This is a genomic window from Mycetocola sp. CAN_C7 (assembly GCF_015752285.1).
Taxonomy (GTDB): Bacteria; Actinomycetota; Actinomycetes; order Actinomycetales; family Microbacteriaceae; genus Mycetocola_A.
Genome location: NZ_JADOUY010000001.1, coordinates 293,693 through 320,613 on the forward strand (window position 1 = coordinate 293,693; position 26,921 = coordinate 320,613).

Consider the following 26,921-nt stretch of genomic DNA (forward strand, 5'->3'; position numbering starts at 1 on the left):
CTATTCCGCGATCGCGTCGCGGATGAGGGTGTCGAGGATGGAGGCATCCTTCAGCTGGCCGAGGATGCGCGCGGCGACCCGGCCATCCTTGTCGAGCACGAGCGTGGTTGGCACGGCCTTGGGTGGAACGGTCCCGGTGAAGGCGAGTTTCACGGCGCCGTCGGCGACATCCATGATCGACGGGTAAGTGATGTCGTAGGTCTCGTTGAACGAGATCGCCGTATCGGCCTGGTCGTACACGTTCACGCCGACGAACTGCGCACCCTTCCCGTCGTACTCGGCGCTCAGCTCCTGCAGCGCCGGCGCTTCGGCCCGGCACGGAGCACAGGCGGCGTACCAGAAGTTGACGACGAGCACGTCGCCGTCGAAGTCCGCAGACGAGAGTTCGTCACCGGTCTCGGTCGTTCCAGCGAAGCTGATCGATTCGCCGCGTTCGGACTCGGCGATTTCGGTCACGGTGCCGTCACCGGCGATGTAGCCTTTGTTGCTGCCCTCGGTGTACTGCTCGGCCAGCGGATCACTGGCGCAACCCGTGAGAACAACCGCGGCGGCGAGAAGGGTCGCGGCCACGCGCATCCGTCGACTCATACGGCACCCACGTCGGTGGCGTCCGCGGCGAGGGAGGCAGCAGGATCGGTGTAGCCGACCTCGACGAAGACGCCGTCGCGGTGCTCGAAGGTCGTGATGCTCGAGAGCGCACATCGGCGCTGGCGAGGATCGTGCGGCAGGCGGCCGTCACCGAGAGCCGAGTGCACCATCCAGATCGGGAGCTGATGGCTCACCAGCACGACATCGCCCGACGGCGTCGACTCCCAGGCGTCGCGGACCGCATCGAGCATCCGGGCGACGATCGAAACGTACGGTTCGCCCCAGCTGGGCCTGTTGGGGTTGCGCAGGGCGTACCAGTTCGCCGGATTCCGCAGGGCGAGGCGCATGATGGTGCCCTCGAAGTGGTTGGTCGGTTCGATGATCCGGTCATCGGTGACGACGTCGAGCGCGAACCGGTCGGCGAGCGGAGCAGCCGACTCCTGAGCGCGCTGCAACGGGGATGCCACGATTCTCGTGATCTCCCGGTCGCGGTCGGCGAGATCGTCTGCCGCTGCGCTGGCCATCTGCTGGCCGAGTTCGGACAGGCGGTAGCCGGGGAGGCGTCCGTACAGGACGCGAAGGGGATTATGCACCTCACCGTGACGGACGAGATGGATCTGGCTGGCTACCACACCTCCCAGTCTACGTATCGTAGAACTTGGAAAGTACCGAGAGCTCTCCTGCCCGGTTGGAGCGGGAAATCGCGGCAGTTGCACGCTCGCGTAAGCTTGTCCCTCGTGACTACACGAGTATTGATCAAGAACCTGGCCGCCCTGCCCGAGGGTCCCGTGACCGTCTCCGGCTGGGTCGAGACCGTCCGCGACCAGAAGAAGGTCCAGTTCATCGTGCTGCGCGATGAGTCAGGTGCTGCACAGCTGGTCAATCCGGCTGTGCGCGAGCTCAACCCGGACGACGAGTCTTCTGCGGCTCGACTGGAGATCACCGAGTCGATCTCGGCGCTCGCTCACGGCTCATTCGTCACCGTCACCGGAGCGCTGAAGAAGGACGAGCGGGTCAAGCTCGGCGGCCTCGAGATCAAGCTCGACAGCCTCGTCGTCGTTGGCGAAGCGAACCCCGAGACGCCGATCGCTGCGGACTCGAGCCTCGACAAACGCATGGACTGGCGCTTCCTCGACCTGCGCAACCCGAAGCAGAACCTCATCTTCCGGATCCAGACGACGTTCGAGCACGCGCTCCGCACCTACTGGATCGACAACGACTTCATCGAAATCCACACCCCGAAGCTCATGGCGTCTGCGAGCGAGTCACGCGCGGAACTGTTCGAGGTCGAATACTTCGACACGAAGGCCTACCTCGCGCAGAGCCCCCAGTTCTTCAAGCAGATGGCGCAGCCCGCCGGCTTCGGCAAGGTCTTCGAAGTCGGACCGGCGTTCCGCGCCGACCCGTCGTTCACCTCGCGCCATGCGACCGAGTTCACCTCGATCGACTCGGAGATCAGCTGGATCGACTCGCACGACGATGTCATGCAGCTGCACGAAGACCTGATCGTCGCCGGTTTCAGCGCGGTGAAGGAGAAGCACGGCGAGGAGATCAAGGCGCTGTTCGACCTCGACGTCACGGTGCCGTCGACTCCGTTCCCACGCATCCCGCTGGCCGAGGCGAAGCGCATCGTCGCCGAGCGCGGCTACGAGGTTCCGCGCGCGGATGATGACATGGACCCGGAAGGCGAACGGCAGATCGCCGCATACGTCGCCGAGACGTTCGGTCACGAGTTCGTGTTCCTCACCGACTACGCGTCGAGCATCCGCCCGTTCTATCACATGCGGAACGACGAAGACCCGTCGCTCACGAAGAGCTACGACCTCATCTTCAACGGTGTCGAGATCTCGACGGGCGCCCAGCGCGAGCACCGCGTCGACGTGCTGATCGCGCAGGCGAAGGAGAAGGGGCTCGAGCCGGAAGAGCTCGATTTCTACCTCGACTTCTTCCGTTACGGCGTGCCCCCGCACGGCGGATTCGGTATGGGCCTCGCCCGGGTTCTCATGCTCATGCTGCACGAGACGTCGATCCGTGAGGTGACCTACCTCTTCCGTGGGCCCACCCGCCTGCTCCCGTAAGCGACGCGTCCCGCACGCGCCGAGGGACGGCCTGCGTCAGACCTCGAAGTCGACGGCGACCCGGTCTTCGCGCACGGTGCCGATATATGCTCCGACCCGCTGGTGCTCCGGATGCACCGAGTACCGCTCGAGCGCGTCAGCGTCGTCGAAGTCGGCGACGAGCACGACATCCCAGTTGACCTCGGGGAAGAGTACGTTTGTGCCGACCTGCAGCGAGCGGATCTCGGGGATGAGCGCGGGCAGCTCATCCATCTGGCGAGTGATCTCGGCGGCGTGTTCCGCCTTGGTTGCAGCATCCGTTGCAGCGAGCTTCCAGCAGACGATGTGGCGGATCATGTGAGCTCCAGGAGTGCGGTTGTGAGGCGGACCGGGTCGATGCGCCAGTAATTGTGGACCCGTCCGTTGATGAGCAGAACGGGGATTTCTTCGGCGTAGCGGTCGTTCAGCTCGGCGTCGTCGAGGATCGAGACCTCGTCGAACGTCAGCTCGGGGGCGTCGTTTCGACTTCCGAGCTCCTCGATCACACCGATGACGACAGTGCGGGCGTCGTCACAGAGGTGACAGCCCGGTTTTCCGAGGAGGGTGAGAGATGCCGTGGTCACGCACCCAGCCTAATCGTCCGGCACCGACCGGTCGCGGCCGGTTACGCGAAGTGGGCGACGATCGAGTCGGCGACCCGGTGCCAGTGCCCGACCATCATGCGGCGCTCGTCGCGGTCGGCGAGGGCCTCGTGGTGGATGCCGAGGGTGGTGCCGTCTCCGGCCTTCGTCAGCGTGAGTTCGAGGGTGGTGTCATGGGGCCAGTCGTCCGGCTGCCAGGTGAGTCGAACGAGTTTTTTCTGGTCGTAGCCACGGATGGTGCCGCGCACACCGTCGGTGGTGCTGTAGCGAACACCTTTCTTCGTCGGGAGTTCGCGGATCTCGCCGAGCCACATCGGGAGCCCCGCGCCGAGAAGGTACGACCAGACCGTGTCCACCGGTGCTGCGACGGTCTTGCGAACGCCGACATCCCAGCCCGCGTCCGCGCCCGGACCTGCGGTGTTCTTCGATTCGCTCATACAGCCGAGCTTAATGGGTACAATTCCCGCGAGGGACCGATGGCACTGGAGGCATCATGGCACTGACACACATCAACCCCGGGTCGATGCACCACAACCCGCACTTCTCGCAGGCCATCCTGGTCGAGGGCGGCAGATTGCTCTTCATCGGTGAACAGAACGGGGTGGATGCCTCGGGCGAGATCGTCGCAGGAGGTGCGGCCGCGCAGGCGGCTCAGGCGATCGAGCAGGTGAAACTCGTGCTCGCTGACGTAGGTGCAGACACCTCGGCTGTCGCCAAACTGACGGTGTATTTCGCTCGCGACGTGGAACTCGACGACATCATCGGGCCGGCCATGCAGAGCTGGGGACCCCACCCGACAGCGATCACCGTGCTGCAGGTCCACGCGCTCGGCCGGGCAGGAGCCCTTGTCGGAATCGAAGCGGTCGTAAACCTCCCGGCGATCGATGCCGTCGACCACGAGCTCCCGAGCTCGGTGATCGGATAGTTCCTCCTCCAGCCCTCCCCCGCTGCTACTCTCGAACCACCCGATCCCCGAGGACACCGTGCGCCCACTTCACGCCAGGCTGGTCATGATCCTGACCGTGTCGTTCCTGGTGCTCGCGGTTGCCCAGGGCGAACCGTCCACGATGCTCGTGGCGGGCGTGGCCGTGCTCGCGGCATCCGCTCTGCTCGGGGCCCGCTACCTTGCGGTGATCATCGTGGCACTGCGCCTGCAGGTCGGGTCGCGGTCGCGCGAACATCGTGAGGCTCTCGCCTATCTTCCTGCTCCGAACCACCCCAACACGGCAGGTCGCCCCCGACCACGGGCGCCGTCACGGTCAGAGGCGGTCGCGTAGTCCTTCAGCACTGAACGGGCTCGCGGCCAGACGCGTTCCTCTTCCCTCTGACTGACAGGACCACACTCGTGGACATCTATTCGTTCGCGCCCGTCGCGATCGTGCTCGACTTCGCCTATTCACTCGTCACCGCCCTCGCGGCACTGTTCACCCCGATCGCCGGGGCGCTCAGCACCGCCATCGCCATCGTCGCCATCACCATGGTCGTACGCACGGCCCTCATTCCGGTCGGCCGCTCGCAGGTGCGCGCCGAATTCACCAGACGCCGGCTCGCGCCGAAACTGCAGGCGTTGCAGCGCCGCTATCGGAAGAAACCCGAACTTCTGCAACAGAAGACCATGGAGTTGTACGCCGCAGAGAAGGCCTCCCCTCTCGCCGGCTGCTTCCCTACCCTGCTCCAGGCGCCCGTCATCTCGACCGTCTACGGACTGTTCATCCTGCAGGGGATCAACGGGCATCCCAACGCTCTGCTGACCGAGGAGGTCTTCGGGGTGCCCCTCGGCACCCCGCTCGTCGGCTTTCTCAGCGGCGCCGCCTGGCCGGGAGTCCTCGTCTATCTCGCCCTGCTGGCCGCCATCGCGTCGGTCGCCTGGCTCTCCCGGCTCGCCGCACTGAGAAACGCACCGATCACACAAGATGCGGTTCCGCCCGCCATGCAGAACCTCACCGGCATCCTGAGCTGGATGCCGTTTCTCACGGTGATCTTCGCGGCTCTCGTTCCTCTTGCAGCGACGATCTACCTCGCGGTGACCACCACGTGGACATTCGTGGAGCGCGCTGTGCTGCGGAGGCGTTTCGAGGCGCGCGAGCGGGCCAGCCTGGGCGAATAAAACGTGCGCCGTTCCGTTCAACAGGTGGCGCCCCGAAAAACGTGCCGTCTGCACCTGTTGCGCGTGCGTTTCGTACGTGTGCGCCTGTCGAGCGAACCAGTCCAGACTGTCCCTACTCGCGCAGCGCCGCGGAACGCCAAAAAGCGCCAGCCCCTGAGGCCTGACGCTTGTCTGGTGCGTTGCTACTTACTTCTTGTTGCGACGCTGGTGACGAGTCTTACGAAGCAACTTGCGGTGCTTCTTCTTCGCCATACGCTTGCGGCGCTTCTTGATTACAGAACCCACTAATTACCTCACAAAGTTTGGCTGTGGCCGCGGATGCCACGGCCGGCAGAAAAAAATGCCTCGGAACAGTCTAGCTGATCCCCGAGGCGCGAGCTCCCACGCCGCTGTCAGGCGGTGTCGGCGACGTGCGTCGAGATCACCTGGGCGACCGCGGACTCCGGTACGCGGAAGGAGCGACCGAACCGGATGGCCGGCAGATCTCCTGCGTGCACCATGCGGTACACCGTCATCTTCGATACCCGCATCATGTCGGCAACCTCGGCGACCGTGAGAAAACGAATGTCTTCCATTCCGGCGGCCATATCGTCTCCTGATGCGGTGTGTGGCTGGTGTTGCGGTGATCGTCCGCCCACTGTAGCCTCAGCGGCCCGACCGTGTCGAGGGAGTTATTTGCTGAGTTTCTTGCTGACGGCGTGCACCGCGGATGAGACTCGGTGCGTGGTGTCCGCGACCGCATGACCGATGGCATCCGCCATCTGCCTGGCCTGTCCGGTCAGCGCGGGTTCTCCGAGCCCGACCGCTTCGGCGATGTCGAAGTCGACACTGAGGAACGGGATGAGCCAGTCTTCGATCGTCTCGAGCGGCGTGTATTCGAGACGGTAGTAGCGGTGCTGGCCTTCTTCGCGTACGACGACGAGTCCGGCCTCACGGAGCACCTTGAGGTGCTTCGAAACCGTCGGCTGGCTGAGGCCGAGTGCAGACACGATCTCCGAGACGCTCGTGCCGCCGTGCGAGATCGTCGAATCGCTCTCGTAGCGGTCGAGAAGGATCTGCAGAATGTCGCGCCTGGTGGCGTCGGCAATCACGTCAAAGATGTCAGCCATGACCCAAGGTTAGTGACTCTCAGCGCGGAGTACCATGACAACGGTCCCAACTGAGCCAGAACGGGGGAACCGTGGCAGGCAGCACCACAGAGGCACGACCCCACATCCTTGTCCTCTCCGGTTTCGCGCGCGTGCGCGAGGCCATCGACGACTTCACCGGACGCTCACCGTCACGCTTCGCCATCCTCATCTTTTCGGCGCTGATCCTGCTCTTCACGCTGCTGTTCTCGCTGCCGTTCGCCTCGGCTTCCGGCACATCGACGCCGCTCGCCGATTCCTTCTTCACGGCGGTATCGGTGATCTGTGTCACTGGGCTGTCGACGGTCGACATGGCCACGCACTGGTCCGTCATCGGGCACGTGCTCGTCTACATCGGCGTTCAGATCGGTGCCGTCGGCGTCCTGACCCTCGCCTCCATCCTCGGCATGGTGATCTCCCGCCGGCTGGGACTGCGGGCGAAGCTCATGGCCGCGAGCGACTCCAACCCGATGCGCGGCCACCGCGGACCAGTGGCAGAAGGCCAGGCGGTGCGGCTCGGCGAGATCGGCAGCATGCTCGCAACGGTGGCGCTGAGCCTTGTTGTCATCGAACTGGCCATCGCGATCCTGCTGTTCCCCCGGATGCTCATCGACGGCATCCCGCTCGGTGACGCGATCTGGCACAGCGTCTACTACTCGGCGATGGCGTTCACAAACACCGGCTTCACCCCGAACGCCGAAGGCCTCGGCACCTTCGCGAACGACTACTGGTTCCTCTCGACGCTGATGCTCGGCGTGTTCCTGGGTGCCCTCGGTTTTCCCGTCATCTACGCGCTCAAACGCCACCTCTTCCGAACCCGGTTCTGGTCGCTGCACGTCAAACTCACCGTGCTGACGACGCTCATCCTGCTCTTCCTCGGTGCTGGCGTGTTCGCGCTGCTCGAATTCAACAACCCCAAGACGTTCGGCGAGCTGAATTTCAGCGACACCGTCTTCCAGTCACTGTTCCTCTCGATGATGACGCGGTCGGGTGGTTTCGCATCGATCGAGATCTCCGACCTCAACGGCTCCAGCCTGCTCGTCGCTGACATGCTCATGTTCATCGGTGGCGGTTCGGCCTCCACCGGCGGTGGCATCAAGGTCACGACCCTTGCGGTCATCTTCCTCGCAGCCGCTGCAGAGGCCAAGGGCAGCCCCGACATGGAGGCGTTCGGCCGCCGGGTGCCGCCGGATGTCCTGCGCGTCGCCCTGAGCGTCGTGCTCTGGGGAGCGACGATCGTCGCTCTGTCGTGCATCCTCCTTCTGCAGATGACCAAAGCTCCACTCGACCACGTGCTTTTCGACGTGATCTCGGCGTTCGGGACCGTCGGGCTCTCCACCGGTCTCACAGCAGATCTCGACGGCCCGGCGAAGTATGTGCTGGCCATGACGATGTTTCTCGGTCGTGTTGGTACAGTGACACTCGCTGCGGCGGTTGCCGCGACGACGAGTTCGAAGCTCTACCGCAGACCGGAAGAAAGGCCCATCGTTGGTTGATCGGATCAAGCACGACGCCCCAGTGCTCGTCATCGGGCTGGGCCGTTTCGGTGCGGCGTGCGCCGGCGAACTGGACCGCCTCGACCGTGAGGTGCTCGCGATCGACGAGGGTGCGGAGCTCGTACAGAAGTGGTCGGAGCGGATCACCCACACCGTGCAGGCCGACGCCCGCAACATCGAAGCCCTCAAGCAGATCGGCGCGCAGGACTTCTCCATCGCCGTCGTCGCCGTCGGCTCGTCGATCGAAGCGAGCGTTCTCATCACCGCGAACCTTGTCGACCTCAAGATTCCGCAGATCTGGGCAAAAGCCGTGTCGCAGTCACACGGCAAAATTCTCGCCAGGGTCGGCGCCAACCACGTCATCTACCCCGAGGCAGAGGCCGGGGAGCGCGTCGCCCACCTCGTGAGCGGTCGGATGCTCGACTTCATCCAGTTCGACGATGACTTCGCTCTCGTGAAGATGTACCCACCGAAGCCGATCCGCGGACTCAACCTCACCGAGAGTGGGGTGCGGTCGAAGCACCACATCACCGTCGTCGGAGTGAAATCCCCCGGCAAGCCGTTCACCTATGCGACGGCTGAGACGGTGGTCTCCGATCACGATCTCATCATCGTGTCAGGCACGACGGCGGACATCGAGAAGTTCGCCTCGCTCGGCAGCTGACACACCACCGCGAGTTGCTGACCTTGCGGGGGTCGAACGGCCCGATAACCCCTCAAGCCTGGCAACTCGCGAGATGGCGTGTGATCAGGCGCCCGCCGCGAGTTCCTTCGACCGCGCGAGAGCGGCATCCGTCGCCTCGTCGAACACGCCGCTGAGCTGCGCCCTCTGCAGCACCTCGATGGCGCGTTCGGTTGTGCCCTTGGGGCTCGTGACCTGGATCCTCAGCTGTTCAGGGGTCTTATCCGACTGCGCCAGCAGCTCGGCAGCTCCACGGAACGTTCCGTTCACGAGCACAGCCGCCTGCTCGGGTGTGAAGCCCTTGGCTACGGCGGTCTTCGTCAGCTCCTCGATGAGGAGGAAGACGTAGGCGGGGCCGGAGCCCGAGATCGTACTGAGCGCGTCGAGCTGGTCCTCGGGCACCTCGACGACGGTGCCGACGGTCTCGAACACGGCACGCGCCAGGGCGAGGTCGTCGGCGCTCGACCGGGTGCCGGCCGAGAGCCCGGTCACCCCGCGGCCGACGACAGACGGCGTGTTGGGCATCGACCGCAGCACCGGGATGCTCGACGGGAGCAGGGATTCGAAGGTCGCCACCGTCACCCCGGCTGCGACGCTGATCACGAGCGTGCCGGGTTCGAGAGCATCGGCGATCGTCCGGAGCAGGTCGGGCACCATCGCTGGTTTCACCGCAACGAGAACGACACGCGCTCCGCGAACAGCGGTGCGGTTGGCATCCGGGTCGTCGTCGAGGGAGAGGGATGTCACTCCGTCGAGTCGCGCGAGTTCGTCGGCCTTCGCGCGGGTGCGGTTGGTGACGCGGATGCCGCCGCTCACCGTCACTCCGGGCTGGAGCAGGCCGGAGAGGATCGCAGACCCCATCGAACCGCTGCCGAGAATCGCAATACCGGGGATCGTCACGTCGTCGCTCACCCTGTCAGTGTAAAGCGTCAGCCGATCGCGGCCTCTCGGACGGTCTGCGTCGAGGCCCGCTCGATGAGATGAGGGGACTCGCTCACCCGGCTGGCCTTTGGTGCGCCGTCGAGCACGTCGAGGAGCACCCGCGCGGTCTGCGCCCCATAGTCGATGAGGTCGTGCATGAGGGCGGAAAGCGGCGGCGTCGCGAGTTGGCAGTGCACCGAATCGTCCCAGGCCAGAATGGCGATGTCCTCTGGCACCCGGAGCTCGGCCTTGAGCACGACGTCGAGACCGGCGAGCGCCATCACATCGTTGTCGTAGATCAGGGCAGTCGGGCGGGGGTCAGCGAGAAGCAGTTCCGACGTTGCCACGGCACCGCCTGCCGCCGTGTAGTCGGCCTCGACCACGGACGTGCGGATGCCGAGTCGCTCGCCCGCCTCGCTGAAGGCGTCATCGCGCACGACCGTGTGCATGAACCCGCGTGGACCGGACACGCGGCCGATCCGACGGTGCCCGGCCGCGGCGAGGAAGTCCATCGCCTCGCGCATCGTCGACGCGTTGTCGGTCGAGATGGTTGCAAAATCCGGGGCGAGCAACGGGGATGCCATCACGACAGCCGGCATGCCCAGCTGCCGCAGCACGTCGAGGCGCTCGTCCTCGGCGGCGAGGTCGACGACGATGACGCCGGCCACCTGGTCGGTGTCGTGCCACCGCCGCAACGTCGCCACCTCGTCTGCCAGGTCGCCGACCACTTTCAGCAGCAGGGTGATGCCGCGCTCAGCGAGCACATCCTCCGCGCCTCGGAGGAACTGCATCCAAAACGGCTCGAGCGGAACACGGCGTCGAGGCTGGTGCAGGCAGAGCCCCACAGACGCCGGTACGACCCGCTCATCCGGTGACGAGGTCATTGACTGAACATAACACCGGGAACGCCGGAAGAACCGCCCCCCGGATGTCCCCAGTAATGGTGAAGACGGCGGTCGCTCCTGCCGGAAGCGTGACGAGTCCACGATCGACGGATGCCGCGGCATCGAGCCGGTCGGCCTGGATCACGATGTCCTTGACGAGAGACGTGGCTGTCACTGTGAGGCGCACCCCGCCAGGCACCGTCTCGGGAACCACGTCGAGCGCCTCAGCTGTCGGCAGAAGCGCGAGCTGCGGGTCTTCGACGAAATACCAGAACGCGGGCTCGGCCTCGGCGGTGGTCGCCGAGACGAACTCGCCGGTCGCATCCCCTGCTGAGGTGACGGCGTCGTCGAGCTCGACCGTGACGATGCCGCGGGGTGCGACGTCGAGGGCGACGGACTGGCTGCCGAGTTCGGTGCCGTCCAGCGCCTGCCGACTCACGCTGACCGTGCCGGTCCACGCGACATCCGAATCGTTGTGCGCGACGAGCGCGGGCTTGCCGTCACGCGGCTGGAGGGTGAGTAGCCGGTCGGTGAACGCATGCTTGAGCGCGTGCCACAGCGGCTTGCGGTGACCGGCGTAGTCGACGGCTGCCCACGAGATGACCGGCCAGACGTCGTTGAGCTGCCACACGACGGAGCCGGTGTTGAGAGGGCTCAGCGACCGGAAGTGCTCGATGCCGAAACGAAGGGCTCGAGCCTGGTTGAGCTGGCTGGCCCAGTGCCACTCCTCGATCGACCGGGGCTGCGGCAGGTGCTCTCCGAGCCCGCGTTCGAGCTTGCGGTTGCCCTGATCGGCCTTCTGGTGCACGAGCATCTGGTTGCCGTACGGTGCGAGTGGTTCGTCGTGGACGGATGCCGTGAGCGTCGACCAGGCCGGGGGGCCCTGGAACCCGAATTCACTGGCGAAACGTGGACGGTAGTCGCCGTAGACGGTGTAGTCCCTGTCGTTCCAGACATCCCAGATGTGGGTCGTGCCGTGGCGGGGATCGTTCGGGTGGGCGTACCGCGTGTACGAGAAGGGGCTGCCGGGAGAGTACGGGGTCGTCGGGTCGAGCTCGGCCACCAATGACGGGAGCAACTCGAAGTAGTACCCCTCCCCCCAGGTCTTGTCGCCGAGTTGGCGGCGCCAGTCCCACTCGAGGTAGCCCCAGATGTTCTCGTTGCAGCCGTTCCACAGGGCGAGGCTCGGGTGGGTGGAAAGTCGGGTGATGGCCTGGCGTGCTTCCGCCTCGACCTCGCTCCTCAGCGGATCCTCCTCTGCGTAGGCGGCGCAGGCGAAGAGGAAATCCTGCCAGACCAGCACGCCGAGTTCGTCGCACGCATCGTAGAAGTCGTCGGATTCGTAAAGCCCGCCACCCCAGACCCGCAGCAGGTTCATGTTCGCGTCGACGGCATCCTGGATCCGACCGCGATACCGTTCACGGGTCACCCGCGTGACGAAAGCGTCGTCAGGCACCCAGTTGGCGCCGCGGATGCCGATGATGCGGCCGTTCACCGTGAGGTGGAACGGCGACCCGTGTTCGTCTGGCGCCGTGTCGAGAACGACGGTGCGGAATCCGACCCGGCCAGACCATGCGGCGTCTGCGACCGAGACCTCGACGTCGTAAAGCGGCTGGCCGCCGTACCCGCGCGGCCACCAGAGTTCGACCGGTCCGGCGTCGACCGGCACAACGGCATCCGCCTGTCCCGGGGCGACCTGCACCGATACGGAGCGGCCGGCGATCGACACGGTGAGATCGGCGGCTGCGGCGTCGTTCGCCCATTCAAGCGTGACGTGGGCGGTGAGGATGCCGTCTGTACCGGTTACCGAGACGAGCGGTCGGACCGAAGCGATCCGCACCCCCGACCAGGATTCGATGCCGATCGATTTCCAGATACCGGAGCTCGAGACGTCGATGCCCCAGTCCCAGCCGAAGTTGGACGCGACTTTGCGGATCGCGTTGAACGGGTGGTGCATCACCGTCGGGCGTGGACCGAGCAGGGCTTCCTGTTCGCGGGCGAACTCGATCGGAGACCGGAAGTCGACGACGAGCTGGTTTTCCCCGTCGCGCAGGAGCTCCGCGACGTCGAAACGGTACCCGCGGTGCTGGTTCTGGGTGCGTCCCACCTCGACGCCGTTGAGGGTGAGCGTAGCCGCGGTGTCAAGACCGTCCGCGACGAGGTCGTGGCGGACAGCACCGTTCGGCGTCCAGGTGAAGGTGGTGCTGTACTGCCAGTCGCAGTACCCGATCCACGCCTGGACGCCCTCGTTGGCACCGTCGAACGGGTCGGCGATCAGACCATCGGCGAGCAGGTCGAGCTGCACTTCGCCTGGCACCGTCGCGGGAATGTCTCGCCCGGTGATGCTGTCGTCGATCGGCCCGGCCGTCGCACGGAGCACCCAGTCGGCGCCGTCGGATGTGGTGAGTGAGGTGAGGGTCACGCGGAGATTCTTTTCTCTGGGTTCGGTGCCGCTTCTGCGAGCAGCCTGGTGTATTCGTGCTGGGGGTTGAGGATGACATCATCTGCCGGGCCACGCTCCACGATCTCACCCGTGAACATCACCAGGATGTCGTCGGAGAAGTGACGCGCGGTGGCGAGGTCATGGGTGATGTAGAACACACCGAGATTCTCCTCCCGCTGGAGGTCGGCCAGGAGATTGAGCACTCCGAGCCGGATGGAGACGTCGAGCATCGACACGGGTTCGTCCGCGACGAGGATCTTCGGCTCGGGCGCCAGCGCCCGCGCGATCGCGATCCGCTGACGCTGGCCACCCGAGAGTTCGTGCGGCCGGCGATTCGCCATGTCAGGTTCGAGACGCACCCGCTCGAGCAGCCGGGCGACTCCGGCGTCGATCTCGTCCCTGCCTTTCGCCTTGCCGTGGAGGATCAGCGGCCGGGCCAGGTGGTGGGCGATGGTGTGGTACGGATTCAGCGAGGCGAACGGGTCCTGGAAAACCATCTGCACGTCGCTGCGGTACTGCCGAAGTCCTGCTCCCCGCCGAACCACCGGCTTGCCGTCGAGTTCGATCACTCCGGACGTCGGCGTCTCGAGCTGCATGAGCAACTTCGCGAGGGTGGACTTGCCGCTGCCGGACTGCCCGACGAGGGCGACGGTGCGCCCTGATTCGATCGTGAAGCTGACGTCCTTCACCGCGGTGAGTGTGCGTCCCTTCCAGCCGTCGCGCATGCGGTACTGCTTGACCAGGTTCTTCACTTCGAGAACACTCATGACACTTCCTCGTTCCGGTCCTGCGCGTGTCCGCGCACAAAGCTTCCCCGCGCGCCGGTGAGGCTCGGGAATGATGCCAGGAGCTTCTTCGTGTACGGATGCTGCGGGTCGGTGTAGAGGTCGACGGCATCCCTCAGTTCCACGATCTCCCCCTCGCGCATGATGGCGATGCGGTCGCTGATCTCGAGCAGCAGCGGCAGGTCATGGGTGATGAAGATGACCGCGAAACCGAGTTCGGCACGAAGCCGGGTGATCTCGCGCAGGATCTCCCGCTGAACGACCACGTCGAGCGCCGTCGTCGGCTCGTCCATGATCATGATCTGCGGGTCGAGGGCCATCGCCATGGCGATCATCACTCGCTGCCGCATTCCACCGGAGAGTTCGTGCGGGTACGAGAGCAGTCGAGAACGGTCGACGCCGACCCGTTCGAGCAGTTCGGCGCATTTTTCGCGTCGCTCCTTTTTGCTCATCTCCGGACGGTGGGTGGTGAAGATGTCCTCAAGTTGGGCCCGGATGTTGATGACGGGGTTGAGCGAGTTCATCGCGCCCTGGAACACCATGGAAATCTTGTCCCAGCGGAACGCGCGGAGGTCTTCACCGTGCAACTCGCCGAGGTCGATCGAGTAGCCCTCGCGGGAGTGGAAATGCGCACCCCCCGACGTGATCATCGCCGGCGGTTTGAGCAAGCGGTTGATGCCGTACGCGAGGGTCGATTTGCCGCATCCGCTCTCGCCGGCGAGACCGAGGATTTCGCCTCGCCCCAGTTCGAGCGACACGTTTCTGACGGCCTGGACCACGCGCTCTCCGCGGTATTCGACGCTGAAGTCGTCGACGGTGAGAACGGGGTGCGCTCGCGCCGTCGTCGCGCGATCGGCGCGGGCCTGGGTCTCTTCGCTGATCGTCACAGCTCGTCCTCCTTCACGACCTGCTTGAGCTGGGACTTCGACAGGTTCCACTTCTTGCGGGTGGCGCGGGTCTGGTTGCGCAGCTTGGGGTTGATGATCTCGTCGATCGAGAAGTTGATGAGCGAGAGCGCCGCACCGAACAGGGCGATGAGCAGCCCAGGCGGAACGAACCACCACCACGCACCGAGCCTCAGGGCGAGCCCGTTCTGGGCGTAGTAGAGCATCGTGCCCCAGGTGAACGAACCGGACGCTCCCAGGCCGAGGAACGACAGCCCTGCTTCGCCGAGGATGGCGAAGATCACCGCGAACACCGCCTGTGAGGCGAGCAGCGGGATGAGGTTGGGGAGGATTTCGACGCCGAGGACTCGCCACGGTTTCTCGCCGGAGACCCGCGCAGCCGCGACGTAGTCCCGGTTGCGCAGACTGAGGGTGAACCCGCGAAGCACGCGCGCAGAGCCCGCCCAGCCGGTGATCGCCAGAACGAGTGCGACGAGCAGGATGCTCTTGTCTGGCACGTAGCTCGAGATGATGATGATGAGCGGGAGGCCGGGGATCACGAGCATGACGTTGCTGAAGAGCGAGAACGACTCGTCCAGCCAGCCGCCAGCGTACGCCCCGACGATGCCGAAGAACGCCGACAGGAACAGCGTGAGCACGCCGACGATGAGGCCGATGGTCAGCGAGCCGCGAGTGGCGTAGGCGAGTTGGGCGAAGACATCCTGCCCGGTCTGGGTCGTGCCGAGGATGAAACCGTTCCCTGGTCCGCTGAGCCCGATGTTGTTCACCGTCGACGGGTTCCCGACGAAAAGCGGGCCGAGAAGCCCGAAGAGCGTGATCGCTCCGCCGAGAAGAAGGCCGGCGGCGAGCTTGGGCGTCATCGGAGGAAGCGTCACCCGACGGCTGACCGCTGTGGCTGCCCCCGCGGCGAGCGCTGGGTCTTGCGTTGTTGTCGTCACGGTCGGCTCCTATGCACGGGCGCGGGTGCGCGGGTCGATGAGGGTGTAAAGCAGGTCGACGAGAAGGTTCGCGCCGAGCACTGAGAGGGTGATCACGAGAAAGATGCCCTGCATGAGCGAGTAGTCGTTGCTCGAGACCGCCTGCAGCAGTGCAGACCCGATGCCGGGGTAGGAGAAGACCACCTCCGTGACGATCGAGCCGGCGACCACGAAGCCGAGCGAGATGGCGAAGCCGGCAACGGAGGGAAGCACAGCGTTTCGAGCCGCGTACGTGGTCATGATGCGGCGGGGTTTGAGACCCTTGGCTTCCGCGGTCAGGATGTAGTCCTCGCTCAGCGTCGACACCATCATGTTGCGCATTCCGAGCATCCACCCTCCGACGGAGGAGATCACGATCGTGAGTGCGGGCAGCGCGCCGTAGTAGAGCACGCTCCCGATGAAGTCCCAGTCGAGGCCCGGCGAGGTCGTGTACACGTCGTAACCGCCGTTGAGCGGGAACAGTCGCCACATGCTGCCGAAGAAGAAGAGCAGGATGAGGGCGAGCCAGAAGTACGGGACCGACTGGAACATCGTCGTCACCGGGATGAAGTTGTCGAGCCAGGATCCTCGCTTCCAGCCGGCGAGCTGACCGAGGACGATGCCCAGCACGAACGAGATCACGGTGGCGATGCCGATGAGGCCGATGGTCCACGGAAGCGTACGGCCGATCACGTCGCCGACGCTCGCGGGGAAGTAGGCGACGGAAACGCCGAAGTCTCCGGCAAAGACCTTGCCGAGGTAGTCGAAATACTGTTCCCAGATCGGAGCCGAGCTGTTCGTGCCGAGCAGCAATTCGATGGCGCTGCGGGCTTCGGGCGAGACCGGGCCCTTCTGCGCGAGCTTCGAGAGCATCATGTCCACCGGGTTTCCCGGCATCCATCGGGGAAGGAAGAAGTTCAGGGTGAGCGCAGCCCACAGGGCGACCACGTAGAACGCAACCTTTTGAAGGAGAAATCTCACGGAAGGCAACTCTCTGGTGTGGGCCGGCCGGGCGCACAGCACCCTGCGGAGGACAGGATCCTGGCACGCCCGGCCGACACGGGTGGGACTACCTGGCTGCGGTGATCGTCTTCAGGACGATGCCGTTGTCCCAGGACTTCCATGAAACGGGAAGCGCGTACTTGTCGTCGTTCGACGGCCATCCGGTCGCCCGGTCGGTGTTGAACTCGGTCAGCATCGAGTTGATGTAGATCGGGATGTACGGCATGTCTGTGACGATCTGCTCCTGGATGATCGCGTACTGCTCGGCCTGGACTGCCTCGTCGTTCGTGGCGCGAGCCGTCGCGATGGCGGCGTCGACCGTGTCGTCGGCGTACCTGGCAGCGTTGCCCGCGATCGCGGACTCACCGACCGGGGTGGTGTTGGCCGAGTTGTACCACTTGTCGTACGTGAAGTACGGGTTGTTCGACGGCTGAAGGCCGATCGAGTCGAGCGACAACTGGTACTGCCCGAGGGTCTGATTGGCGTTCCACTCGTTCCACGACAGCTGCGTGGGCTTGAGCTCGATGCCGACCTCGGCGAGCTGCTGGGTCATCGCGTCGTTGAGCGAGATGAAGTCGCTCCAGCCAGACACCGTCTGGATGGTGAGGCTGAGGCGCTCGCCGTCTTTCTCACGGATGCCGTCGCTGCCTTCGACCCAGCCGGCCTCGTCGAGGATCTCGGCGGCGGTGTCGACGTCGGCGTTGGACGGCACCTCGACGTTCGCCTCGTCTGCGATCCATTTCTTGTCACGCTCGGGCAGGATGATCGTCGGGGACGCGGTTTCGGCGAAGCCGCCGCCGGCGAGGGTGTTGAGCTGCTCGCGATCGATGCCGTGGTAGATCGCCTGGCGCACAGCCGGGTCGGTCTGCGGGCCGGTGCAGCCCAGCTCAGCGTTCGAACAGGTGAAGATCGACGCCGTCATGGCGGGCGTGTTCACGTAGGTGAGGTTCTGGTTGTCCTTGAGGATCTGGTCGAGACCGGGGAGGAACGAGCTCATCCAGTCGACCTGACCGGCGAGCAGGGCCGCACTCGCGGCATCCGCCGTTTCGAGCGAGATGTACCTGACCTCGTCGATCGCCGGTTTGCCCTCTTCCCAGTAGTCGGTGTTCTTCTCGAGCACGTAGCTCTGGGCGTTGAAATCCTTGACCTTGAATGGGCCGGTGCCGACGGGGTTGCTGTTGACGTCGGTGACCGGGTCGCTGACCTCGGCCCAGATGTGCTCGGGCACGATGCCGCGGTTGCCGAGAACGCTCGGCTCCTGCATGAACGACGGCTCGGTGAAGCTAAGGACGACGGTGTTCTCGTCTGTGGCCTCAGCGGTGGCCGAGAGGCCCGTGGTGTTCAGCTCGGGGGTTTCGTTGACGAGGTTGAAGGTGAAGGCGACGTCCTCCGCACTGAAGTCTTCGCCGTCGGTCCATTTCACACCCTCGCGAGTGGTGATGGTGAGAGCGGTGCCGTCTTCGTTCCACTCGAATGCCGTCGCGAGCTGGGGAACCGGATCCTGGTCGGCGGCGGCGTTGTACCAGTACAGCGGCTCGAAGATGACGCCGAGGGTGGGCTGGAGGGCGGTGGACGAGAAGGGGTTGAAGTTCTCCGTGATGGTGCCGGTGGCGCCATTGAAGACGGTGATGCTGGAGGTGTCACTCGTGGGAGTCGAGCTGGCACTGCAGCCGGTGAGTGTCAGCGCCGCAGCGGCCGCGAGTGCGGTGACCGTCAGGCCTACCCGCCTCGTGCCGTGTGATTTCAGGGACATCGTTGGACCTTTCATCAGTGAAATGCCACCGGAGTGGCGGGGGTCACGGGCAGTACTCAACCGCTGTCTGCTGCGCGGGATGCGAGAACGAAGAACCGTTGGATACTTTCTTAGGCCACTTTATTATGTAAGTCAAGTAATTGATGGAGGTCGCCGAGGCGATGGCGACGGCTGGTCCTAGGACCGACAGACGAGGGGTCAGCCGCGGCACCCGTGGCTGAGGAAGGCCGCGCGGACGTGCCGGCCGGATCGTGCGGATCGCCGAGGAGTGGGTCGCCTCATGGTCGACAGCGGCACTCACACCGTGGGAGCGTAGACACAGGCACGGACGGCGGCAGTCGGGGAGCGGTGGCATCCTTTTCGTCGGCTTCGCCGGCGTGGTACTAGTATCTTAGGTGAGTTAAGTAAGTGCACGACAATTCGAAGGATGATGGAGTCCATGGCTGAATTTCCGAACCCCTCCCTGCAGCTCTACACACTGCGGGATGCTCTCGAAGCCGATTTCGCCGGCACCATGCGGCGGGTCGCCGACATCGGTTACCGCCAGGTCGAACCGTTCAACTTCGTCGCGAAAGCCGACGAACTCGAGGCGGCATTCGCTGAGACCGGCCTCGTCGCGCCGTCCACCCACGTCGGCCTCCTCTCGGTGCCCGACCAGCGCGCCGTGTTCGAAACGGCCGTGCGCCTCGGCATCGGCATCGTGATCGACCCGCACGTCGACCGCGCCAGGTGGACGACCGCAGATGACATCGCTGCAACGGCGGACAAGCTCAACGCCGCGGCCAAGCTCGCCGCCGAGTTCGGGCTCACCGTCGGCTACCACAACCACCACTTCGAGCTGGAGAACCGCATCGACGGCCGGCCCGCTCTCGAGGTCCTCGTCGATGGACTCGACCCCGCCGTCGTGCTCGAGGTCGACACCTACTGGGCCCAGGCCGGAGGAGTCGACCCCGTCGAACTGCTCCGTCGTCTCGACCGCAGGGTCGTCGCGATCCACATCAAGGACGGCGACGGAAGCCTCGACACCAAGAAGCAGGTCGCGGTCGGCTCTGGATCCCTGCCGATCTGGTCGATCATCGACGCCGTCCCCGATCTGAAGATCGGTGTCGTCGAACTCGACGACTTCGATGGCGATGTCTTCGAGGCCGTCGAAGACAGTTACAGCTACCTCACCACTGGAGAGGCGACGGCATGAGCGGCAGCGGACCCGTCGGCGTCGGCATCATCGGTGCCGGTGTCATCAGCGAGACCTATCTCGAGAACCTCACAACGTTCCCGGATGTCGTCGTCCACGCGGTCGGCGACCTCTTCGAGGATTCGGCGTCCAGACGTGCCGCACAGTTCGGCATCGAGTCGAGCGGCGGAGTCGATGCCGTGCTCAGCCATCCTGACGTCGAGATCGTCGTCAACCTGACCATCCCGACCGCGCACGTGCCGATCGCCCTCGATGCGGTGGCCGCAGGTAAGCACGTCGTGAGCGAGAAACCCTTCTCGCTCGATCGCGAGAGCGGCCAGCGACTTCTCGCCGCGGCAGCGGATGCCGGCGTGCGCGTCGGCTGCGCGCCTGACACCTTCCTCGGTGCCGGTCTGCAGGCCGCGTTCCGGGCGATCGAGGAGGGGCAGATCGGCACACCGCTGACCGCGCTCACCCTCATGCAGTCTCCCGGCCCCGAGTCGTGGCATCCGAACCCCGCCTTCCTCTTCCAGGAGGGCGCTGGTCCGCTGTTCGACATCGGCCCGTACTACCTCACGGCACTCGTGCAGGCGTTCGGTTCGATCGCGCGGGTCGCGGCATCCGGGTCCACCGCCCGCGCTCAACGCACGATCGGATCGGGACCGAAAGCCGGCGAGACGTTCGACGTCACCGTGCCGTCGCACGTCGGAGCACTGCTGCAGTTCGCGTCGGGCGGATCCGGCCAGAGCATCTGGAGCTTCGACTCCGCGCTGACCCGTCACGGCTTCGTCGAGATCGCCGGAACGGAGGGCACGCTCGTGCTCCCCGACCCGAACAACTTCGACGGCGACCTGGTCATCCACCGCAGGGGCGGCGAGGGTTCCGAGGTCCTCGCGTCCACCGTCGCGTCATCGACCCGTGGCACCGGAGTTCTCGATCTCGCGAGGGCCATCCGCGAAGATCGGCCGCACCGCGCGTCTGGCGAGCTCGCCTACCACGTCGTCGACACCATGGTCTCGATCGCCGAGTCGGCCGAGTCCGGCGAGTTCGTGACGATCGGGAGCACGGCGCCGTCGGTGTCACCGCTTCCCGCTGACTGGGACCCCAGGGCCGCGACTCTCTAGAACGGTCGACATCTACCGCTGAATCCGGCTCCTCGCGGCGCCGGATTCGGCGGTAGAATTCGGTTTCACTACCCTTAAGTCCGCACCACTTTCTTTATCGACTTTATAAAGCAAAGTAAGTTAGCATGGGCGATGTGACCGAAAAACCCCGCCGTCGAGCGTCGTCCAAAGGAAAGACGCTCGATCTCATCCGCTCAGCCGGACCGATCAGCCGTGTCGAACTGGCCGAGCTCACCGGGCTGACCCAGGCGACCATCTCCACCGTCGTGCGCGAGTTGCTCGCCGACGGCGTGATCAGCGAGACCGGGCGCGGCGAATCCACCGGCGGCAAGCCCCGGATGCGTCTCGAGATCAATCCGGCATCGCGGCTCGCGCTCGGCGTGCACGTGGGGCAGGACTACATCACCTACGTCGTGGCCGACCTCAGCGGCACCGTGGTCGGCCGCACGCGTGTCGACGGCCCAGGCGACGCTTCACCCGTCGCGGTCGTCTCTCGCATGACCGATGACATCGAATCCCTCATCGTCGGACTCGACCTCGACCGCTCATCCATCGTCGGAATGGGGCTGGCCATCCCCGGCCCGGTCGACCGTGAGAACGGCACAGTGCGCGGCGTGCCCTCGCTCGCCGGCTGGAGCGACTTCCCGATCCGCAAGGCTCTGGCGACGACGACCGGGCTCCAGTGCGAGTTCGACAACGACGCGACGGCAGCAGCGATCGGCGAGTACTGGCTCGGCGCGACCGAGGGCTATGGCAGTTACGCCTCGGTGTACATGGGGTCGGGAATCGGCTCTGGAATCGTCATCGATGGCACCATCTATCACGGCGTCTCCTCCAACGTCGGCGAGATCGGCCACATCAGCGTCGACGCGAATGGACTTGTCTGCCCGTGCGGCAACATCGGCTGCCTCGAACTGTATGCCGGCCCACGGGCGATCGTCGAGAAGGCGCGGGATGCCGTCGCGAACGGCACGCTCGATCTCCCGCTCACCGGGCGGATCTCAGTCGACTTCGCCGCCATCGGCAGCGCAGCGGCCAGGGGCGATGCAGCCGCGCGTGCGCTGATCGAGGAGTCGGCAGACTACCTGGCGGTCGCGCTGGTCTCGATGGTGAACCTTCTCGACCTGCAGCTCATCGTCCTGGCAGGGAGCGCCTTCTCCACGGCCGGGTCGATCTATGTCCAGACCATCGCCCGCGTCCTGTCTGAACGGGCTCTCGCCCGCGGCATCCACGGCGTCGAGGTGCGGATGTCAGTGAACGGCAACGACGCGGCCGCCCTCGGCGCTGCGACGCTCATGCTGCAGGACCGCCTCTCCCCCCGCTCACTGCGCTCGGTCACGTTCGCCTGATCTCCCCGGAATCGTCATGACACCTCCCACCCTTCGCCTGTCCATCGACGGTGGTCAGACCGGCACCCGGCTGCGTCTCTCAGACGCCGGCGGCGTGCTCACCGAGGTCGAAGGGCCGGGCGTTCTCACCGATCGTCCCGTCGTCGACCAGATCGCCGACCTCGCTGTCGGCCTCTCCACGTCGACCGGCCATCGCATCGATGAACTCGCGGTCGGTACATCGGGGCTCACCCCTGCCGCCGCAAACCCGAGCGGCCTGCTCCAGGCGACCCAACATCTCGGAGTACGCCGCGTGGCTCTGGCCCACGACTCGATCACGGGCTATCTGGCCGCGAACGGCACAGCGCCAGGCGTGATGCTCGCGGTCGGAACCGGCGTCGTCGTCCTCGCTCTCTCCGAGACGGCGGTCGCCAAGGTGGACGGCTGGGGATTCCTGCTCGGTGACGCCGGCAGCGGGTACTGGGTGGGTCGCGCCGGGCTGGATGCCGCGCTGCGCGCCTTCGACGGACGGGCACCCCACACGACACTCGAGGCGACAGCAGTCGAGCTGTTCGGGCCGCTCGACGAGGTGTACATGGTGGTGCAGGCCGATCCCAAGCGGGTCTCCCGCATCGCCTCGTTCTGCCGCCCGGTCGTCGATGCGGCAACGGCGGGTGACGAGACAGCGCGAGCGATCGTCGCCGCCGCCGCCGCTGAGCTCGCGCATTCGGCGACGAGTGCACTCCGCCGGGTGGGCTGGCAGCCCGGCGCGTACGCCAGGGTCGGTGCCGTCGGCGCGCTCGCCACGCACTCGGTGACGATGCGGGATGCCCTCGCGGCCGCGCTGGCCGAGCACGCCCCTGGCGCCAGCCTCGAACACCCGCTCGGTCTGCCGCTCGATGGAGTCCAGGCGCTTCTCGACGTCGCAGACGGCCATCCGCTCCGGAGCTTCATTCACACCGCCGGGCTCCCGGCGTTGGCATCGCAGTAAGGTCCGTTTCTCGACGGACGCCGCGGCGGGCTCGTGTGGGATGCCCCCGAGTGGTAAGCATGAGTCATGACGCCGAACCTGACGATCACCGGGGATAATGCCGCCGACGAGTTGCTCTCGACAGACCCGCTCGCGCTGCTCATCGGGATGCTGCTCGATCAGCAGGTTCCGATGGAATCCGCGTTCGCCGGGCCGTCGAAAATCCGCGACCGCCTCGGCGCGTTCACGGCCGAGGCGATCGCCGGCACCGACCCCGAGACGTTCGTCGAACTCTGCAGGACCCCTCCAGCTGTGCACCGCTACCCCGGAAACATGGCCGCACGGATCCAGGCGCTGTGCCACGCCCTTGTCGATGACTGGGGCGGAGAGGCATCCGCTCTCTGGACTCGGGGAGACCCGGATGGCGCCGAGGTCTACCGTCGGCTGAAGGCCCTCCCGGGCTTCGGCGACCAGAAAGCGCGGATCTTCGTCGCACTGCTCGGCAAACAGTACGGCTTCACCGGCACCGGCTGGCGGGACGCGGCCGGAGCGTATGGCGAGGACGGCAGCCACCGGTCGGTCGCAGACATCGTCGACGCCGATTCGCTGACGAGAGTGCGCGAGACCAAACGTGCGGCAAAAGCCGCCGCAAAGAAGACGGGCTGAACCCCGGCGAAAGCGAGGACCCCATGGCGACAAGGATGCTGGTCGGTGTCAAAAATCTCGACACGAGCAGGGCGGCGGTGCGATGGGCGGCGTCACGCGCGAGTTCTCGCGGACTCGGGCTTCACCTCGTTCACGTCGTCGACGCCGGGATGCGGCGAGCAGGGAGCGCAGGACTGCTCGAGGCGGCCCGGGCAGACGTCGACGCCATGCTCTCCGCTGCAGCCGACCTGGCCAGGGAGGGTTCACCGGGATCCGATGTGACGACGAGCGTGCAGGAGGGCGATCCGCTCAACGAGCTCGTGCGGCTGTCGCAGGATGCCGAGATGGTCGTCGTCGGCAGCGACTCCGACGGAGACGACGGGTCGCGCAGGCACGGTACCCGCGGTTTCCGGATTGCAGCGGCAAGCACCACCCCGGTCGCCGTGATCCCGAACGTGAGTCTCGTCGGTCGCCACGGCGTCGTCGTCGGTGTCGACGGCTCGCCGACGTCGGAACATGCCCTCGCATTCGCGGTGGACGAAGCGGACCGGCTGGGTGAGGCGCTCGTCGCCGTGAATGCCTGGCCGAACCCGGTCGTCTACGGGTACGACCTGGCTTTCCCCGTCGAATACGTCGAGGACCTCACCGAGATCGGGAACGAGACGCTGACCCGCGCCCTCGAGGGCGTGATGGGTGGGCATCCGAGCGTGCGGGTTCGTCGTGTCGTCGCCGAGGGAGACCCGACGTCCGTTCTGACCGAGGAGGCGTCGACAGCGTCTCTCGTCGTCGTCGGAAGCCACGGCCGTGGTGCTGTCGCCCGGTTCCTGCTCGGATCGGTCAGCCACGGAGTGCTCGCGCGGCTGGCAGCGCCGACAGTGATCGTGCGCTGAGTCGCCCCGGCACGAGGTCGCCGGTCAGCCCGGCCGCCGCTCAGACCCGTCGCCGCGAAAGAACTCGGTGAGCAGGGCTGAGCAGGCGTCGGCATCGACGCCTGGCACGACCTCCACCCGATGGTTGAGGCGACGGTCGCGCAGCACGTCGTAGACGCTGCCCGCTGCCCCGGCCTTGTCATCCCACGCACCGAAGACCACACGAGGAATCCGGGCGGCGAGAATCGCGCCAGCACACATCACGCACGGTTCGAGGGTGACGTAGAGCGTGACATCCGTCAGGTGCCAGTCGCCTGATGCTGTCGCCGCAGCGCGGATCGCCTCCAACTCGGCGTGAGCGGTGGGATCCTGACGGGCTTCCCGCTCGTTGCGACCGGCGCCGAGTATTCGGCCGTCTGCGGTGACGATCACGGCGCCGACAGGTACGTCGGCCGTGGTCAGGGCGGAGCGGGCCTCGTCGAGGGCACGACGCATCCACTCCTGGTCGACCGGGTCGACGGGTAACGGCATCCGGGCCTCCTGTCTTGCCGAGAAGCCTATTCGAGGGTCGCCACTCCTCAGCGTGCCGCTTCGGCGAGCGCCCGTCGCAGGAACCCGTCGTGCTCGCCGAGGAGAGCGACAGCGGTTTCAGGTGTCACGTCGCCGAGATGCACGAGGATGGCGGCCTTGACCGAGCCGCCCACAGCGGCCAGGGTCCGAGCGGCGGTGGCCGCATCCACGCCGGTGGCCAGCATCACGGTGCGTTCCGAGCGTGCGACCAGCTTTTCGTTGCTGGCCTTGAGGTCGACCATGAGGTTGCCGTAGGTCTTGCCGAGCCGCACCATCGTCAGCGTGCTCAGCATGTTGAGCACCATCTTCTGCGCGGTGCCGGCCTTCAGCCTGGTCGAGCCGGTGAGGAGCTCGGGGCCGACGACGACGTCGATGGCAACGTCTGCTGCTGCCCCCAGGTCGGATGCTGCGTTGCACGCCACCCCGACGGTGAACGCGCCGCGACGGCGGGCCTCGGCGACAGCGGAGAGGACGTAGGGCGTGCGACCGGATGCCGATATCCCGACGAGCGAGTCGCCTTCGCGGACGTCGAGATCTGCGACGTCTCGGATGCCGGCTGCCCCGTCGTCCTCAGCGCCCTCCACGGCGGTGACCAGTGCCGTCCGACCACCGGCGATGACTCCGACGATGCGATCAGGGTCGGTTCCGAACGTGGGCGGAGCCTCACTCGCGTCGAGCACGCCGAGGCGGCCGGGTGTGCCCGCACCGATGTAGATCAGGCGACCGCCGCGGAGCATCCGTTCAGAGATGGCGTCGACCGCTGTGGCGATGGCATCCGTGTTCTCGGCGACCGCGGGGGCGACACCGGCGTCTTCGGCATTCATCGCGGAGACGAGGTTCCGGGTCGACAGGAGGTCGAGGTCGGCATATCGATCGTTCACCCGCTCCGTCGAGAGTTCGGCGAGGACGGCATGGAGTTCGGGGGGATCTGCGTCAGCCACTGTGTCCTCGATTCATCGGTGAGCGTGACTCCACCGTACTGACCCGCGTAGCCTCACGGTGGCCCGAAACGGCCGCCGCCCGCGAGGAGGTGCACACCGGGTAGGTTTAACCCATGCGAGTGCACGTAGCGGACCACCCCCTGATCACCCACAAGCTCACGGTGCTTCGTGACAAGACGACGCCGTCGCCGGTGTTCCGGGCACTGACCGAAGAACTGGTCACGCTGCTGGCCTACGAGGCCACCCGCAACGTGCGCACCGAGACGGTGCAGATCGAGACCCCGGTGACGACGACGACCGGCCTGGCGATCAGCCAGCCACGTCCCCTCGTCGTTCCGATCCTGCGCGCGGGTCTCGGCATGCTCGAGGGCATGGTGAAGCTGCTGCCGACCGCTGAGGTCGGCTTCCTGGGCATGGTGCGCAACGAGGAGACCCTCGAACCGACCACATACGCCGAGCGCCTGCCCGACGACCTCTCCGACCGCCAGTGCTTCGTGCTCGACCCGATGCTGGCCACGGGTGGATCCCTCGGTGCTGCGATCGACTTCCTCTTCGACCGTGGCGCTGTCGACGTCACCGCCATCTGTCTGCTCGCCGCCCCCGAGGGTGTCGCTGCACTCGAAAAAGCCACCCAGGGGCGCGACGTCACGATCGTGCTCGGCGCGCTCGACGAACGGCTCAACGAGAACGGGTACATCGTGCCTGGCCTCGGCGATGCGGGCGACCGGCTCTACGGGCTGGTCTAGAGTTCCTCTTCCCCGCGACGGCATCCTGCACCGGCGCCCATGGGCGCTCGACCACACCCTCTGCACACGATGCCTGCGCCCCGCTCCCTCAAAATCGGCGACGCAGGTCCTTGCGACACGTGGTTGTTGACTGGAGGTACTTCGAAGTTTCTTCGCATGAAGCGCGCTTCGCGCGGAGAAGCTTCTGTATTTCTCGTTTATTCGTCA

The 26,921-nt window shown here is 65.9% G+C and carries 31 protein-coding genes; 13 read left to right on the forward strand and 18 right to left on the reverse strand.

Annotated elements, in window-relative coordinates; genetic code table 11:
• Positions 1–576 carry a TlpA family protein disulfide reductase gene (locus IWX78_RS01280; RefSeq protein WP_334684485.1) on the reverse strand — a complete coding sequence of 192 codons (576 nt, stop codon included), beginning with the start codon at positions 574–576 and terminating at the stop codon, positions 1–3.
• A gap of 8 nt (positions 577–584) precedes the next feature.
• Complete coding sequence (locus tag IWX78_RS01285) at positions 585–1,220, reverse strand: histidine phosphatase family protein (protein WP_196831583.1); 636 nt, start codon at positions 1,218–1,220, stop codon at positions 585–587.
• A gap of 105 nt (positions 1,221–1,325) precedes the next feature.
• On the opposite strand from IWX78_RS01285, the gene aspS reads away from it, so the two are divergent.
• Complete coding sequence (aspS, locus tag IWX78_RS01290; RefSeq protein WP_334684486.1) at positions 1,326–2,666, forward strand: aspartate--tRNA(Asn) ligase; 1,341 nt, start codon at positions 1,326–1,328, stop codon at positions 2,664–2,666.
• 36 nt (positions 2,667–2,702) lie between these two features.
• Here aspS and IWX78_RS01295 read toward each other — a convergent pair whose 3' ends face one another.
• The 3 genes from IWX78_RS01295 to IWX78_RS01305 are packed head-to-tail and all read right to left on the reverse strand — an operon-like array spanning position 2,703 to position 3,723.
• Positions 2,703–3,002 carry a Dabb family protein gene (locus IWX78_RS01295; protein WP_196831584.1) on the reverse strand — a complete coding sequence of 100 codons (300 nt, stop codon included), beginning with the start codon at positions 3,000–3,002 and terminating at the stop codon, positions 2,703–2,705.
• On the reverse strand, positions 2,999–3,268 hold the full coding sequence (locus IWX78_RS01300; RefSeq protein WP_196831585.1) for a glutaredoxin family protein: 270 nt from the start codon (positions 3,266–3,268) through the stop codon (positions 2,999–3,001). Before IWX78_RS01300 ends, IWX78_RS01295 begins: the two co-directional genes overlap by 4 nt.
• 41 nt (positions 3,269–3,309) lie before the next feature.
• Positions 3,310–3,723, reverse strand: coding sequence for an SRPBCC domain-containing protein (locus IWX78_RS01305; RefSeq protein ID WP_196831586.1), 414 nt, complete (start codon positions 3,721–3,723; stop codon positions 3,310–3,312).
• A 56-nt stretch (positions 3,724–3,779) separates the two neighbouring features.
• Here IWX78_RS01305 and IWX78_RS01310 point away from each other — a divergent pair, with 56 nt between their 5' ends.
• From IWX78_RS01310 to IWX78_RS01320, 3 genes are all read left to right on the forward strand, one after another.
• Positions 3,780–4,211 (forward strand): RidA family protein, encoded by a 432-nt coding sequence (locus tag IWX78_RS01310; RefSeq protein ID WP_196831587.1) that lies wholly within the window; start codon positions 3,780–3,782, stop codon positions 4,209–4,211.
• Positions 4,212–4,269: 58 nt separating this feature from the next.
• Complete coding sequence (locus tag IWX78_RS01315) at positions 4,270–4,563, forward strand: DUF6412 domain-containing protein (RefSeq protein ID WP_196831588.1); 294 nt, start codon at positions 4,270–4,272, stop codon at positions 4,561–4,563.
• A 68-nt stretch (positions 4,564–4,631) separates the two neighbouring features.
• On the forward strand, positions 4,632–5,393 hold the full coding sequence (locus tag IWX78_RS01320; protein ID WP_196831589.1) for a YidC/Oxa1 family membrane protein insertase: 762 nt from the start codon (positions 4,632–4,634) through the stop codon (positions 5,391–5,393).
• A 186-nt stretch (positions 5,394–5,579) separates the two neighbouring features.
• Here IWX78_RS01320 and IWX78_RS01325 read toward each other — a convergent pair whose 3' ends face one another.
• The 3 genes from IWX78_RS01325 to IWX78_RS01335 form a co-directional block, all read right to left on the reverse strand.
• A complete protein-coding gene (locus tag IWX78_RS01325; RefSeq protein WP_003792170.1) occupies positions 5,580–5,678 on the reverse strand; it encodes a 30S ribosomal protein bS22 in 99 nt (32 codons plus the stop codon).
• Positions 5,679–5,785: 107 nt separating this feature from the next.
• Positions 5,786–5,980, reverse strand: coding sequence for a helix-turn-helix domain-containing protein (locus tag IWX78_RS01330; protein ID WP_196831590.1), 195 nt, complete (start codon positions 5,978–5,980; stop codon positions 5,786–5,788).
• 84 nt (positions 5,981–6,064) lie between these two features.
• A complete protein-coding gene (locus IWX78_RS01335) occupies positions 6,065–6,502 on the reverse strand; it encodes an ArsR/SmtB family transcription factor (protein WP_196831591.1) in 438 nt (145 codons plus the stop codon).
• A 71-nt stretch (positions 6,503–6,573) separates the two neighbouring features.
• Here IWX78_RS01335 and IWX78_RS01340 point away from each other — a divergent pair, with 71 nt between their 5' ends.
• Together IWX78_RS01340 and IWX78_RS01345 are read left to right on the forward strand one after the other, a co-directional pair.
• A complete protein-coding gene (locus IWX78_RS01340; RefSeq protein ID WP_442929199.1) occupies positions 6,574–8,016 on the forward strand; it encodes a TrkH family potassium uptake protein in 1,443 nt (480 codons plus the stop codon).
• Positions 8,009–8,680 carry a potassium channel family protein gene (locus IWX78_RS01345; protein WP_196831592.1) on the forward strand — a complete coding sequence of 224 codons (672 nt, stop codon included), beginning with the start codon at positions 8,009–8,011 and terminating at the stop codon, positions 8,678–8,680. The genes IWX78_RS01340 and IWX78_RS01345 overlap by 8 nt, the downstream gene beginning before the upstream one ends.
• Positions 8,681–8,764: 84 nt before the next feature.
• Here IWX78_RS01345 and proC read toward each other — a convergent pair whose 3' ends face one another.
• The 8 genes from proC to IWX78_RS01385 all read right to left on the reverse strand — a co-directional run bounded on the left by proC (position 8,765) and on the right by IWX78_RS01385 (position 18,347).
• Positions 8,765–9,610, reverse strand: coding sequence for a pyrroline-5-carboxylate reductase (gene proC, locus IWX78_RS01350; protein WP_334684487.1), 846 nt, complete (start codon positions 9,608–9,610; stop codon positions 8,765–8,767).
• Between the two features lie 17 nt (positions 9,611–9,627).
• Entirely contained in the window at positions 9,628–10,503 is an 876-nt protein-coding gene (locus IWX78_RS01355; protein ID WP_196831593.1) for a LacI family DNA-binding transcriptional regulator, read from the reverse strand.
• The gene (locus tag IWX78_RS01360) at positions 10,484–12,925 is read right to left on the reverse strand and encodes a glycoside hydrolase family 2 protein (protein WP_196831594.1); all 2,442 of its coding nucleotides are present in this window, start codon (positions 12,923–12,925) and stop codon (positions 10,484–10,486) included. The genes IWX78_RS01355 and IWX78_RS01360 overlap by 20 nt, the downstream gene beginning before the upstream one ends.
• Positions 12,922–13,713, reverse strand: a complete 792-nt coding sequence (locus tag IWX78_RS01365; protein WP_196831595.1) for an ABC transporter ATP-binding protein — start codon at positions 13,711–13,713, stop codon at positions 12,922–12,924. Before IWX78_RS01365 ends, IWX78_RS01360 begins: the two co-directional genes overlap by 4 nt.
• Positions 13,710–14,612, reverse strand: coding sequence for an ABC transporter ATP-binding protein (locus tag IWX78_RS01370; protein ID WP_196832081.1), 903 nt, complete (start codon positions 14,610–14,612; stop codon positions 13,710–13,712). Before IWX78_RS01370 ends, IWX78_RS01365 begins: the two co-directional genes overlap by 4 nt.
• 2 nt (positions 14,613–14,614) lie before the next feature.
• The gene (locus IWX78_RS01375) at positions 14,615–15,574 is read right to left on the reverse strand and encodes an ABC transporter permease (protein ID WP_334684488.1); all 960 of its coding nucleotides are present in this window, start codon (positions 15,572–15,574) and stop codon (positions 14,615–14,617) included.
• 9 nt (positions 15,575–15,583) lie between these two features.
• Entirely contained in the window at positions 15,584–16,573 is a 990-nt protein-coding gene (locus IWX78_RS01380) for an ABC transporter permease (RefSeq protein ID WP_196831596.1), read from the reverse strand.
• 88 nt (positions 16,574–16,661) lie between these two features.
• Positions 16,662–18,347 carry an ABC transporter substrate-binding protein gene (locus IWX78_RS01385; protein ID WP_334684489.1) on the reverse strand — a complete coding sequence of 562 codons (1,686 nt, stop codon included), beginning with the start codon at positions 18,345–18,347 and terminating at the stop codon, positions 16,662–16,664.
• A gap of 439 nt (positions 18,348–18,786) precedes the next feature.
• Here IWX78_RS01385 and IWX78_RS01390 point away from each other — a divergent pair, with 439 nt between their 5' ends.
• The 6 genes from IWX78_RS01390 (at position 18,787) to IWX78_RS01415 (ending at position 24,478) form a co-directional block, all read left to right on the forward strand.
• Positions 18,787–19,542 (forward strand): sugar phosphate isomerase/epimerase family protein, encoded by a 756-nt coding sequence (locus tag IWX78_RS01390; protein WP_196831598.1) that lies wholly within the window; start codon positions 18,787–18,789, stop codon positions 19,540–19,542.
• On the forward strand, positions 19,539–20,645 hold the full coding sequence (locus IWX78_RS01395; protein WP_196831599.1) for a Gfo/Idh/MocA family protein: 1,107 nt from the start codon (positions 19,539–19,541) through the stop codon (positions 20,643–20,645). The genes IWX78_RS01390 and IWX78_RS01395 overlap by 4 nt, the downstream gene beginning before the upstream one ends.
• 134 nt (positions 20,646–20,779) lie before the next feature.
• The gene (locus IWX78_RS01400) at positions 20,780–21,994 is read left to right on the forward strand and encodes an ROK family transcriptional regulator (RefSeq protein WP_196831600.1); all 1,215 of its coding nucleotides are present in this window, start codon (positions 20,780–20,782) and stop codon (positions 21,992–21,994) included.
• Between the two features lie 16 nt (positions 21,995–22,010).
• Positions 22,011–22,964 carry an N-acetylglucosamine kinase gene (locus IWX78_RS01405; RefSeq protein WP_196831601.1) on the forward strand — a complete coding sequence of 318 codons (954 nt, stop codon included), beginning with the start codon at positions 22,011–22,013 and terminating at the stop codon, positions 22,962–22,964.
• Between the two features lie 66 nt (positions 22,965–23,030).
• On the forward strand, positions 23,031–23,609 hold the full coding sequence (locus IWX78_RS01410) for an HhH-GPD-type base excision DNA repair protein (RefSeq protein ID WP_196831602.1): 579 nt from the start codon (positions 23,031–23,033) through the stop codon (positions 23,607–23,609).
• Positions 23,610–23,632: 23 nt separating this feature from the next.
• Entirely contained in the window at positions 23,633–24,478 is an 846-nt protein-coding gene (locus IWX78_RS01415) for a universal stress protein (RefSeq protein WP_196831603.1), read from the forward strand.
• Between the two features lie 24 nt (positions 24,479–24,502).
• Here the strand turns inward: IWX78_RS01415 and tadA are convergent, their stop codons facing one another.
• Both tadA and murQ read right to left on the reverse strand, forming a co-directional pair.
• Positions 24,503–24,988, reverse strand: coding sequence for a tRNA adenosine(34) deaminase TadA (tadA, locus tag IWX78_RS01420; protein WP_196831604.1), 486 nt, complete (start codon positions 24,986–24,988; stop codon positions 24,503–24,505).
• Between the two features lie 47 nt (positions 24,989–25,035).
• Positions 25,036–25,968, reverse strand: coding sequence for an N-acetylmuramic acid 6-phosphate etherase (murQ, locus tag IWX78_RS01425; RefSeq protein ID WP_196831605.1), 933 nt, complete (start codon positions 25,966–25,968; stop codon positions 25,036–25,038).
• Between the two features lie 113 nt (positions 25,969–26,081).
• Here murQ and upp point away from each other — a divergent pair, with 113 nt between their 5' ends.
• The gene (gene upp, locus IWX78_RS01430) at positions 26,082–26,714 is read left to right on the forward strand and encodes a uracil phosphoribosyltransferase (protein ID WP_196831606.1); all 633 of its coding nucleotides are present in this window, start codon (positions 26,082–26,084) and stop codon (positions 26,712–26,714) included.
• The last annotated feature ends 207 nt before the right edge of the window (positions 26,715–26,921 follow it).